The sequence below is a fragment of the Paenibacillus apis genome, assembly GCF_018333295.1.
In the GTDB taxonomy this organism is placed as follows: Bacteria; Bacillota; Bacilli; order Paenibacillales; family Paenibacillaceae; genus Fontibacillus; species Fontibacillus antibioticophila.
Map to the genome: position 1 here is coordinate 237,255 of NZ_BORS01000001.1, position 12,837 is coordinate 250,091.

The following is a 12,837-nucleotide window of genomic DNA, read 5'->3' on the forward strand; positions in this document are numbered from 1 at the left end:
ACATGGAAACGCTGTCAGCCAAGAACGAATCTAATTTCTTAAGCGTAACCCCTTCTCCGCCAAAAAAGCGGAAGAAAGGTTTCTGGCAGATTCTCGTCCAACAAAAGTATCTTTACCTCATGTCCTTGCCATTTGTAATCTGGTGTTTTGTATTTAACTATTTACCGATTTGGGGCTGGACGATGGCCTTCCAAAATTACAAACCGTCCAGGTCATTTGGCGAACAAGAATGGGTCGGATTCAAGCAATTTATAGACCTGTTCCAGGATGAACGGTTCTATCTTGTATTAAGAAATACCCTGGCGATGAGTCTTATGGGACTGGTCTTCGGATTTGTAGTACCGATCTTCTTCGCTGTATTTCTGAACGAGCTGAAGGGGACGATCTTTAAAAGAACGGTACAAACCGTATCCTATCTCCCTCACTTCGTGTCCTGGGTTGTCGTAGGCGGGATCATCACCAAGATGCTGTCGGTCGACGGCGGGATTGTGAATGAGCTGCTGCTCACAATTGGCGTAATCAATGAACCGATACAGTTCATGGCACAGGGGAAATGGTTCTGGGGGATTGTAACCGGTGCTGATATATGGAAGGAAACCGGCTGGAATGCCATCATTTATCTGGCGGCGATCACCGGGATCGACAAGGAATTGTATGAAGCGGCCCGCGTGGACGGTGCCGGACGACTGCGTCAAATCTGGAATATTACCCTTCCGGGCATTCGGACAACGATCTCGGTATTGCTGATTATGTCGATCGGGCATTTGATCGGGATCGGCTTCGAGAAGCAGTTCCAGCTTCAAAATTCGCTCGTGTTGGATTATTCCGAGGTATTGGATCTTTATGCCTTGAACTATGGGATAAAAATAAGCCGGTTCTCCTATGGTACGGCTATCAGTATGTTCACCTCTGTCGTAAGTGTTATATTGCTGCTCACGGCAAACGGCATCATGAAGAAAACGACCAAGGAAAGCATCATGTAAAGGAGGGGACAAAATGGCGGCTTCAAAAGCATTTAACGCTACAAGATCAGAAAAAGTGTTTGATCTCATTAACGTCATTTTAATGACTGTTATCCTAATCGTCACTTTGTATCCGTTCCTGAACGTGCTTGCGATTTCTTTGAACGATTCGACGGATACCGTACGGGGCGGAATTTATCTGTGGCCTCGCGAGTTCACTCTGGAGAACTACAAGACGATCTTTAATTACACGGGCCTGATCCAGGGCTTTAAAATATCCGTGCTAAGAACAATTGTCGGTACAATATTCGGGCTGATCAGCTCCTCAATGCTGGCTTATACACTCAGCCGTCCCGACTTCCGTTCCCGTAAGTTCGTATCGACCTTTCTGGCTCTGACGATGTATTTCTCGGGCGGTCTGGTTCCAGGCTACATGCTGATGCGTCAACTGGATCTGATTGGCACCTTCTGGATCTATGTATTACCGGGTATCGTAAGTGCGTTTAACGTATTCATTATCCGGTCCTTTATCGATGGGTTGCCTTACGCTTTGCAGGAATCAGCGAAGCTGGACGGTGCGAATGATTTCACGATTTACTATAGGGTCATCCTGCCGCTCTGCAAACCGGTATTGGCAACGATCGCGCTATTCCTGGCGGTAGGACAATGGAACTCCTGGTTTGACACCTATCTGTATAACGGAAACAAACCTCATCTGACGACATTGCAGTACGAATTGATGAAAGTGCTCGCCAGCACCAACCAGGGTTCCGGGATGGTTAACGCCAATGATATGGCGAACCTGATGGCTCAGGTCTCACCTGAATCGATCAAGATGGCGATTACAATTGTTGTCACATTACCGATCCTTCTGGTGTACCCGTTCCTTCAAAGATACTTTGTATCGGGTATGACCTTGGGTGCAGTTAAGGCCTAAGTCTTTGCTTCCCTTACTCCGCAGAGCGTCAATCAAGCTCTGCGGAACCGGAAGGAGATCAGTGCACCCTTTTTTTAAATCTGCTATGTAAGCCCTTACTTGACAAGGCGTGCAGATAAACCACGGTATAAACAGGCCATGCCTGATATACGATATGCATCAAAAATAATGAATCAGGGGGAAAGTAGACATGAAGTGGAAAACTCCAAAAACCTTTGCAGCTCTCTTGCTGGCCACTACGTTGCTTATCGGCGGTTGCGGCAACTCCGGCAACAACGCTTCAAGCAACACAGGCAGCACAGGCAACACTGGCAATAATGCGGAAAATTCGCAAAACGCGGCGGAAGACACCAGCCCGATTACCTTCACCTTCTTCGGTGCGGACGCGAGTCCGAACTGGAACAATATGCAGGATGAAGTAGGTAAAGTCATCACTGAAAAAACCGGCGTTACGATTCAAGCTGAATACGATGTAGGCAGCGGCGGCGGCGAACAAAAAATCGCGCTTATGACGGCTAGCGGCGATGTGCCTGACTTTATTTTTGCTAAGGGCAGCTTGTCGAAGCTTGTGGATGCCGGACTCATCATGGATATGACGGATCTGATTGAAGAACATGCGCCTAACATCAAGAAAATATTGGGCGATAATATGAATCGTATGAGATACAGTAATGAGGACCCTTCGATTTATCAAATTACTACGAATATGGGCGTTGATCAACAATCCTTTGATGCAAGCGGCGGTTTTGAAATTCAGCAGCGAGTCCTGAAGGAATTCGGCTACCCTGAAATTCGCACAGTGAAGGATTTCGAGGACATTCTCAGAAAGTACAAGGAAAAATATCCTGAGACCGATGGACAACCTACGATTCCTCTTACATTGAATGCCGATGACTGGAAGATCATGATCACCGTAACAAACCCTGCCTTCCTGACAACCGGCGCTCCGGATGATGGCGAATACTATGTAAACCCTGAGACCTATGAAGCGCAATTGCATTACAAGCGTCCTGAGGAAAAAGAATACTTCCGCTGGTTGAACCATATGTACAATGAAGGACTGCTTGACAAGGAAACCTTCGTACAAAAAGACGACCAATACAAAGCGAAAATTGCCAGCGGCCGCGTGCTTGGCCTGATCAGTCAGGAATGGGAATACCAGGACGGCGAGAACGCTCTGAAGGCAGCAGGCAAGGATGAGTACACTTACGCTCACTTCCCGGTTACACTGAATGAAGATTATGTAGACCATTCCTTCCAGTCTGCTGGTCTCGATGGCTCCGGTATCGCGATTACGACGGCTTGTAAAGATCCGGTGCGACTGATCAAATTCCTGGATTGGCTCGCATCTGATGAAGGTCAAGTGCTGATGAACTGGGGTATTGAAGGCAAGCATTACAATGTTGAGAATGGCGTTCGCGTAGTTCCGCAAGAAATTCAGGATAGAAAAGTGAACGATGCCAACAACTTTAATAAAGAATCAGGCATCAGCTTGTACCCAGCAATGACGGTTCATTATGGCGACGGTGTGAAGGATCCATCAGGCAATTACTACACGACGAACTTCCCTGAACAAATCGTTGCGGGCTATACGGAAGCTGAAAAAGAAACCTTGGCTGCTTACGGCGCCACAACCTGGAAGGATCTGTTCCCGCAAGAAAGCGATTTCGAGCCGAAGGAATGGGGCGCTCTGTACAACATGCCGGTTCCAACCGATGGCGATTATCAAGTAATCTACCAAAAGACACAAGACATTATCCGCAAACGGATTCCGGAAGCCGTATTGGCTAAGCCAGACCAATTCGACAAGGTCTTTGACGACTTCCTTGCCGAGTTGGATAAAGCCGGCGCTAAAGAAATGGAAGCGGAATATACAGCGCTTGTGAAGAAGAGAGTATCGCTCTTCACAGGTAAGGATGTACAATAAAATCTAATAGTTCTAAATACAAAGGAAAAGGCCCGGGTTCAACGGGTCTTTTCCTTAAGTTATAGGAGTGGAGGAGTACACCGTGAGCGAAAACCACCGGAAACAAGGAAATTGGAGACTGTGGTACAAGCAGCCTGCCGCCCGTTGGGAAGAAGCATTGCCGATCGGCAATGGCCGAATTGGCGCGATGGTCTATGGGGGGCTTCAAGAGGAGGTTATAGCCTTAAATGAAGATACCTTATGGTCGGGAGTTCCAAGAGATACGCAAAACTATGATGCTTTACGTCACTTAAAGAGTGCGCGGGAATTGATATTTTCCGGGAAATACAAAGAGGCTGAGGAGTTAATTAATCTGCGTATGCTTGGGCGGCGTACGGAATCCTATCAGCCGCTAGGGAACTTGCGGATACAGCAGCTTGGCATGAAGCCGGTCGGAGAGTATAGCCGTGAGCTGGATTTGCAGACGGGTCTGGCATCTGTTCAATATTCCGGCGGGGGACAGCGCTTCGAGCGCGAGGGATTCATCAGCGCGGTGGACCAGGTCATGGTATTGAGATACACCTCCATGGAAGGCTCATTAAGCCTGCGTATTGCCATGGACTCCCCGCTGCAGCATCAGATTGAAGCGGGCAGCCAGGGGACATTGGTCATGAAAGGGAAGGCTCCCAGCCATATCGCCGACAATTACAGGGGCGACCATCCGCAATCCATCCTCAATGAGGATGGAAGAGGTCTATCCTTTCAGGCGCATATAAGGGTTCTGGCAGAGGGTGGAAGTGTAGCACAGGAAGGGAATGAGATTCGCGTATCCGAAGCCGGCTCGGTTCTGATTCTGTTTACAGCGGCTACCGATTTCGCCGGATTTGATGTTGTGCCGGGAGGCATTTCGGAAGAACAGCTCCGCCAGAGATGTCTCGATTGGCTGGATGCTGCTCTCGTCAAAGGCTATGAGGAATTGTTGAACAGGCATCTGGATGATCATCGAGCCCTCTTTTCCCGCGTATATTTGGATCTCGGATCATCGGCTAAATCGGAGCTGCCCACAGATGAACGATTGGTTCGCTATCGGGAGGGAGAGGAAGACCCGGCGCTCGAGGCCCTGTATTTTCAATATGGACGCTATTTATTGATGGCCAGCTCCAGACCGGGCACTCAGCCTGCCAACCTTCAAGGCATCTGGAATCCTCACATGCAACCGCCATGGAACAGTAATTACACAACAAATATCAATGTAGAAATGAATTACTGGCCGGCCGAAGTAGGCAACTTGCCCGAATGTCATGAGCCGCTATTTGATATGATCAAGGATCTGAGCATTTCAGGAGCAAGAACGGCCAAGATCCATTATGGGACAAGAGGCTGGACCGCACATCATAATGTGGATCTGTGGAGAACCTCCACACCGAGTGACGGAGATGCCAGCTGGGCCTTCTGGCCGATGAGCGGTGTATGGCTGTGCGGACATCTGTGGGAGCGATATGCTTATTCAAAGGATCTTGATTTTTTGCGGGATGAGGCTTATCCGCTGATGAAGGGGGCGGCGGAGTTCTGTCTGGACTGGCTGATCGAGGATCCTGCCGGGCGGCTCGTTACGGCGCCTTCCACATCACCCGAGAACAAGTTCCTGACCGCTCAAGGAGAAGCGTGCAGTATTAGCGCCGGTTCCACGATGGATTTATCGCTGATCCGGGAGCTGCTTGAGCACTGTATCCAAGCGGCTAACCTACTGGACATGGATAGCGAGTGGGCTCAATCAGTCCGCAGGGTGCTGGAGAAGCTTGCCAAGCCTGAGGTCGCTCCGGACGGACGGCTTAGAGAATGGCTGGAGGACTTCCCTGAAGCAGAGCCGGGGCATCGGCATGTATCCCATTTATATGGCCTTTATCCGGGAAATGCGATTACGCCTGAGCATACGCCGGAACTTGCGGAAGCGGCCCGCAAATCGCTGGAGCAGCGCATTGCAAGCGGCGGTGGACATACCGGCTGGAGCTGTGCGTGGTTGATCAATCTGTATGCCCGGCTCGCGGACAGTGAGCACGCGTATAAATTTGTGCACACCTTGCTCGCCAGATCCACCTATCCGAATCTGTTTGACGATCACCCGCCGTTCCAAATCGACGGTAATTTCGGTGGAGTATCCGGCATCGCCGAGATGCTGATGCAGAGCCATCTGGATGACATCCATCTTCTCCCGGCTTTGCCTGCAGCTTGGCCTAATGGTTGTGTGGAGGGAATTCGGGCAAGGGGAGGATATACCGTCGATATCGTGTGGGAGGAAGGGGAATTAACGCTCGCTCGAGTAACTTCTTCCCGCAGCGGGTGGTGTCATGTCCGGTATGCAGGCAAGAAGCTGAGAATAGCCGTTGCTGGCAAAGGCACGCTGGAATGGCAGGATGACCGTTTCAAAATGGAGCCAGGATGCTGTGTGAATGTAACCCTAGATGATTAAGACACGCACTTATAGTATTTAAATGTGCAGCTTGCGAAATTGCTGGGGAGTCATACCGGTATGCCTGCGAAAGGTCGCTACGAAGTGACTGGCATCCCGAAATCCGCTCTCACCGGCAATCTGGATAACCGTTAGGTCGGGTTGTCCGGCAAGCTGCTCCTTTGCTTTGTGTATCCTGTGTTGGATTAGATAAGCATAGGGAGAGATCGCGAATATGGACTGAAATAATTGATTCAGATGACGTCCGGAAGTATTCAGCACTTCAGCCAGTGTATCCAGACCTATATCAGGATTATCATAATTTTGGTCGATCCAGGTCAGTAGAGGCTGCAGCTTTTCAATCCCCCGGGTAACAGGAATTCGGCTTGCTTGACCATACTTGCTCAGCAATCCCAGAAAGCGGTAAGCGGCTGAAGAGACCTCCAGCCCGAAGGGATCGTTGCCTAGTTGAAGCTGTTCTACAATAGACGCCAGAATATCAGACAGGATGGAGTCGCTTTCCCAATCAAAACGCGCAGGCTCGTGAATAGCATAGGCGGACAAGATAGCTCCGGCCGCTTCTCCGCCAAAAGTAAGGTAATACGTCCCCCACTTATTTCGGTCAATCGCTTCATAGGCATGGGGCATCCCTGGAGGAAGCAGTATGCCGCTATTCGTCTTCAGTATAATCGACTCGCCGCCATACGTGATTCTGCCCTCTCCGTCATCGGTTTGAAGCCAGTGGTAGCAAGGATAACCTTCCGGCCTGTTCACCTTCTCCTGATCCGGATTACAGCCGATGCTCTCAACGATAAGGGGTAAATGCGGATTGGCAGAGGAGGGGAAGACAAAGCGGCGGTAAGCTGGAATTGACATATATTATACCTCCTGAAAGATATTCCATATTATTATATGGTCATTCAAATTTATTATATATAAAGCGATATCTAACTGATTTACAATGGGATTATAATTATATCACATAATAAAGGATGTGCTTGGATTGATCAATCAAAAGCTGCCTAAAATCTGGTATGGCGGAGACTATAATCCAGAGCAATGGGACCGCGAAATCTGGAAAGAGGATGAGCGGATGTTCAAGCTCGCCGGGATTGATGTTGCGACGGTGAATGTCTTCTCCTGGGCGTTAACTCAACCCGATGAAGATACGTATGACTTTTCTGTTCTGGATGAAACGATGGACCGATTGTATAAGGAAGGCGTATATATTTGCCTTGCAACCAGTACAGGCGCTCATCCTGCCTGGATGGCGAGAAAATATCCGGACGTACTGCGTGTGGATGTTCAAGGCCGGAAGCGTAAGTTTGGAGGACGGCATAATTCCTGTCCCAACTCTCCTTCCTACAGAAAATTCTCTGTTCAGATCGCTGCCAAGCTTGCCGAGCGTTATAAAGATCATCCAGGTCTCCTGATCTGGCATGTGTCCAATGAGTATGGCGGCTACTGCTATTGTGAGAACTGTGCAGCAGGCTTCCGCACCTGGCTCAAGGAACGTTATGGCACTCTGGATGCGCTGAATAAGGCTTGGAATACCCGCTTTTGGGGGCACACTTTCTATGATTGGGACGAGATCGTCGTTCCTAATGAACTGAGTGAGGAATGGGGAGGCAACCGTACGAATTTCCAAGGAATTTCGCTGGATTACCGCCGGTTCATGTCCTACAGTCTGTTGGAATGCTACAAGCTGGAACAGGCTGCATTGAAGAAGCATACACCGGATATTCCGGTGACGACAAATCTGATGGGCTTCTATCCGGAGCTGGACTACTTCGAGTGGGCCAAGCATATGGATATCGTATCTTGGGATAACTATCCGTCCTTGAATACGCCGGTCAGCTTCACGGCAATGACGCATGACCTGATGCGCGGATTGAAGAGCGGAGATCCGTTCATGCTGATGGAGCAGACGCCAAGCCAGCAGAACTGGCAGCCTTATAATTCCTTGAAGCGGCCTGGCGTGATGAGGCTGTGGAGCTATCAGGCGGTGGCGCGCGGCGCGGATACAGTGATGTTCTTCCAGCTTCGTCGCTCTGTCGGAGCCTGCGAGAAATATCACGGTGCTGTGATTGAGCATGTCGGCCACGAGCATACCCGGGTATTCCGCGAATGTGCGGAGCTGGGACAAGAATTGCAGTCTCTCAGCGATAAGCTCCTGGATGCGCGGACTCAGGCTCGCGTGGCCATTGTATATGATTGGGAGAATCGCTGGGCTCTTGAATTATCAAGCGGTCCGACCATTGCGTTGAACTATGTGAATGAAGTGCATAAGTATTATGATGCTTTATTCAAGATGAATGTAGAGGCGGACATGGTCTCGGTTGAAGAGGATTTCAGTAAATACGATATTGTGATTGCGCCGGTGCTGTATATGGTGAAGCCAGGCTTTGCAAATCGTGCGGAGCAATTTGTATCGGCTGGCGGCACCTTTGTCACGACCTTCTTCAGCGGTATAGTAAATGAGAATGATCTGGTGACGACAGGAGGATATCCGGGAGAGCTTCGCTCTTTACTTGGTATCTGGGCGGAGGAAATTGATGCGTTATTCCCGGATCAGAAGAATGAGATCGTCATGAAGCAGGACTGGAACGGCCTGTCAGGTACCTATGAGTGCGGTGTGCTTTGCGATCTCATCCACTCGGAAGGAGCAGAGGTACTGGCGGAATATGGTCAGGACTTCTATCAAGGTATGCCGGTATTGACTCGCAACCGCTATGGGGCGGGTAAAGCCTATTATGTAGCTAGCAGCCCGGATGAAGCGTTTATGGAGAGCTTCCTCGCTAATCTGTGCGAAGAGAAGGGGATTAAGGGACTGCTGCCGGAACGGGCGCCGGAAGGTGTAGAGACGGCCCGTCGTGTAAAGGATGGCAAAGAATATTTATTCCTGCTGAATCACAGTGCTGAAGCGGCAGAGGTAAATATCGGGGATAATCCGCGGCAGGACCTGCTTGCGCATTCCTCCGTATCGGGTTCGGTTACTGTTCCTGGACGAGGTGTTGTCATTCTGGAGAGCTGATCTCTTGACGATACAGTACAAGGAGAAGTGAGGCTTTAATATCAAAATAGAGCGATATTCATATAGAAACCAAGGAGCTAAGCGGCCTACTCTCGCTTGAATCCTTGGTTTCTTGCGTCCACTGCGGCTTTCTAGATCAAATGAGGAGCGAGGGAAATTCACCCGACCTCCAACCTTACAAAAACCTTGACTAGTATTGTCCCGAAAGGTCGTCAAATCAAATGCCCAGTGTTGCCGGACTTTTATACGAAAAATCGCACAATATCACTCCCGCACCGCCCGAATCCAGGATTTTGAACGAAATATCGTATAAAATCGCCCGTGAAGCGAGGGGACGAGGGTAATTTGTACGAAATATCGTTCAAACTCTTCCAGTCGATGGCATCAAGGAGCAGATATATACGAAAATTCGTACAAAAAGAGTGAACTTAATCCAATTAAAGAAATCCCCGAACAACAGCGATCATAGCGATTCTTCACACGTTGCCCCTAACGCGCCTTCTTATGTTTAGCTGCTGCAAAGCCTCCAGCAAGATCAAGTCTTGCCGAAGGCCCCTATTTTGCACAGATTAGCTGTTCTCCAAAATGGTGTTGAGCGTGGTGCGGTCCAGCCCCTTAACGAGCTTGATCATCAGTTCCTTGGCAGCCTCATAGTCATCGGTATGAATGATGGATGAGGAAGTATGAATGTAGCGGGAACAAATACCGATAATCGCAGAAGGCACCCCAATACCGCTCAAATGGACCTGTCCGGCATCCGTACCGCCTTGGGAGACAAAGTATTGATATTTAATCTTGTGGGTATCCGCCGTATCACGAATATACTCCACCATTCCGCGATGGGTCAGCATCGTCGGATCATAAATCCGCAGCAAGGCCCCTTGACCCAACTGACCGAAGGCGGATTTATCACCTGTTGTATCGTTCGCAGGACTTGCATCCATACCGAGGAAAATATCGGGCTGAATCAGGTTGGCAGATGTCCGCGCTCCCCGCAGTCCCAGCTCTTCCTGAACAGTTGCGCCGCAATATAAAGTATTCGGAAGCTGTTCCTTATGGAGGGCTTCCATTACTTCCAGAGCAAGGCCGACGCCATAGCGGTTATCCCAGGCTTTAGCCATAATTTTCTTGGGGTTGACCATGGGCGTGAATTCGCAGATCGGCACGATCTGTTGACCTGGAGTAATCCCTGCCTCCTCGGCTTCCTGGCGGCTGTCAGCACCAACGTCCAGATACATGGTCTTGAGATCCACAGGCTTGCTGCGCTGAGCCTCATCCAGCAAATGGGTCGGTGTGGAGCCTACTATACCGATAATGCGTCCTTTAGGCGTAATGATCTGCAGACGCTGGGCCAGAACAGCCTGGCTCCACCAGCCGCCGATCGGCTGAAATTTCACCATGCCATTGTCAGTAATACCAGTTGTGATAAAGCCTACCTCATCAAAATGTCCGGCAACCATAACACGCGGCCCCTGATCATCACCGCGAAGCACTCCGAACAGGCTTCCAAGCCGGTCTTGGACAAATTCGCTCGTATAAGCGGACATCTGTTCCTTAAACCAGCTGCGCAATTCCCGTTCAAAGCCGGGTGCGGCAGGAAATTCCGTTAATTGCTTAAAAAGTTCTCTTGTTTGGGTATTCATCATCGTTCTCTCCTTCCATGCTACTCAGTATGTACCGCCCTAATTAGATTGTCTACGATGCGTGGGCACCAATAGGACGCACTCTACATATAATACATCAATTCACCACGCATTACACCGTTTCAGGGAGGCGCTCAAGCCATGCTCGAAAGGCATTCCAAGGATTGGCTTCTAATTATCATACTGTTTATCTTATTGGTCATTATTTTGCAGCTGCTGTGATTCAAGCGATTTTCATCAACCGAAAACCGGCGTGCTCCACTCGGGGACGCCGGTTTTTTTTGCTGGAATCAAGTGGTAAACATTTCCGAAACATAACAAAGCCATTAGGAGCAAATAATGTATATACAGCTCAGGAAAAAATTGAGGCCCGAAAAGGAGGAGCGCCTGTGCCAGCAAAATCAAAACCCGGCGCCAGAATGAAGCTGAGTTCTACGTCGCTGACAGAACAAGAATATAAGCAGATCGCGAAAAAACATAAGCCGAAGCCCAAAGTGCTCGCCAATTGTCTGAAAGCATTTCTCGTTGGCGGTACGATTTGCCTGATTGGCCAGTGCATCCAGCAACTGTTTATGACTTTTGCCGGAATGTCGTCGAAGGAGGCAAGCAGCCCCACTGTCGCGGTGCTGATCATTATATCCGTTATCCTCACCTGTTTCGGAATTTACGATAAAATCGCCCAATGGGCTGGAGCGGGCTCGGCAGTTCCGGTAACCGGTTTTGCGAATTCCATGTGCTCCTCGGCACTGGAAGCCAAAGCAGAAGGGCTGGTTCTGGGCGTGGGGGCAAGCATGTTCAAGCTGGCCGGCTCGGTCATTGTGTTCGGGGTTGTCGCCGCTTTCATCATTGGCGTGATTCATGTGATCTTCGGACTTGGGGGGAATCATTGATGCTGATCGGCGCCCAGACCTGGGAGTTCAAATCCAAGCCAGTCATTCTCGGCGCGGCGACCGTCGTCGGCCCGGAAGAGGGGCAAGGTCCGCTTTCTTCTGATTTTGACTTCGTATACGACAATCTTGAAATTGACGAAAAAACCTGGGAGAAGGCGGAGCGCAAGCTGCTCGAGCATGCCTCGTCATTAGCCCTGGTACATGCCGGAATCTCCAAGGACCAACTGCAGCTGTTTGTCGGAGGTGATCTGATGAATCAGATTATCAGCGCGACCTTCGCGGCGCGGACCATCGGAGCGCCTTATCTTGGCGTATTCGGAGCCTGCTCCACTTCGATGGAAAGTCTGGCGGTAGCGGCGATGGTGGTGGATGCAGGCGGCGCACAGTATGCGCTGGCGGCGACAGCAAGCCATAACTGCACAGCGGAGAAGCAGTTCAGATATCCTACGGAGTATGGATCGCAGAAGCCGCCAACAGCCCAGTATACGATTACTGGCTCCGGAGCAGCGGTCGTGGCTTCATCTGGTTCAGGCCCGCGAATAACCCATGCAACGATCGGAAAAATCCAGGATCTTGGTGTCAAGGATCCCTTTAATATGGGAGAGGCCATGGCTCCGGCGGCAGCGGATACATTAGTCGCGCATTTCAAGGATACCGGCCGAACGCCGGAGGACTATGATCTCATTGTGACAGGCGATCTGGCTTCTGTCGGACATGCCATCGTCAGCGATCTGCTGAAGCAGGATGGAGTCACCATGGAAAAGACGGCCTTTAATGACTGCGGGTTGATGATCTATGACCGGGAGAAGCAGCCCTTTGTGTTTGCAGGCGGCAGCGGCTGCGGTTGCTCGGCGGTCGTAACCTACGGTCATATTTTAAAGAGGATGAAGCGGGGGGAATTAAATCGGGTACTGATCGCTGCGACCGGAGCCTTGATGTCTCCACTGTCATATCAGCAAGGGGAAAGTATCCCGTGCATTGCCCACGCAGTCTCTATTGAAAGGGGTGAAAACTAA

The 12,837-nt window shown here is 50.1% G+C and carries 9 protein-coding genes; 7 read left to right on the forward strand and 2 right to left on the reverse strand.

Annotated features, from left to right (window positions below; genetic code table 11):
• Positions 1 to 2 precede the first annotated feature (2 nt).
• From KI362_RS00965 to KI362_RS00980, 4 genes are all read left to right on the forward strand, one after another.
• On the forward strand, positions 3 to 983 hold the full coding sequence (locus KI362_RS00965; protein ID WP_044479434.1) for an ABC transporter permease: 981 nt from the start codon (positions 3 to 5) through the stop codon (positions 981 to 983).
• Between the two features lie 13 nt (positions 984 to 996).
• The gene (locus KI362_RS00970) at positions 997 to 1,899 is read left to right on the forward strand and encodes a carbohydrate ABC transporter permease (protein WP_301624198.1); all 903 of its coding nucleotides are present in this window, start codon (positions 997 to 999) and stop codon (positions 1,897 to 1,899) included.
• Positions 1,900 to 2,089: 190 nt separating this feature from the next.
• Positions 2,090 to 3,826: an ABC transporter substrate-binding protein gene (locus KI362_RS00975; RefSeq protein WP_301624200.1), complete on the forward strand. Its 1,737-nt coding sequence runs from the start codon at positions 2,090 to 2,092 to the stop codon at positions 3,824 to 3,826.
• Between the two features lie 82 nt (positions 3,827 to 3,908).
• Complete coding sequence (locus KI362_RS00980) at positions 3,909 to 6,275, forward strand: glycoside hydrolase family 95 protein (protein WP_301624202.1); 2,367 nt, start codon at positions 3,909 to 3,911, stop codon at positions 6,273 to 6,275.
• A gap of 18 nt (positions 6,276 to 6,293) precedes the next feature.
• Here KI362_RS00980 and KI362_RS00985 read toward each other — a convergent pair whose 3' ends face one another.
• On the reverse strand, positions 6,294 to 7,130 hold the full coding sequence (locus KI362_RS00985) for an AraC family transcriptional regulator (RefSeq protein ID WP_301624203.1): 837 nt from the start codon (positions 7,128 to 7,130) through the stop codon (positions 6,294 to 6,296).
• A gap of 127 nt (positions 7,131 to 7,257) precedes the next feature.
• On the opposite strand from KI362_RS00985, the gene KI362_RS00990 reads away from it, so the two are divergent.
• A complete protein-coding gene (locus KI362_RS00990; protein ID WP_301624205.1) occupies positions 7,258 to 9,288 on the forward strand; it encodes a beta-galactosidase in 2,031 nt (676 codons plus the stop codon).
• A 569-nt stretch (positions 9,289 to 9,857) separates the two neighbouring features.
• Here KI362_RS00990 and KI362_RS00995 read toward each other — a convergent pair.
• Positions 9,858 to 10,931: a M42 family metallopeptidase gene (locus tag KI362_RS00995; protein ID WP_301624207.1), complete on the reverse strand. Its 1,074-nt coding sequence runs from the start codon at positions 10,929 to 10,931 to the stop codon at positions 9,858 to 9,860.
• A 419-nt stretch (positions 10,932 to 11,350) separates the two neighbouring features.
• On the opposite strand from KI362_RS00995, the gene spoVAC reads away from it, so the two are divergent.
• Positions 11,351 to 11,821 (forward strand): stage V sporulation protein AC, encoded by a 471-nt coding sequence (gene spoVAC / locus KI362_RS01000; protein ID WP_044480038.1) that lies wholly within the window; start codon positions 11,351 to 11,353, stop codon positions 11,819 to 11,821.
• Positions 11,821 to 12,837 (forward strand): stage V sporulation protein AD, encoded by a 1,017-nt coding sequence (spoVAD, locus tag KI362_RS01005; protein WP_301624209.1) that lies wholly within the window; start codon positions 11,821 to 11,823, stop codon positions 12,835 to 12,837. Before spoVAC ends, spoVAD begins: the two co-directional genes overlap by 1 nt.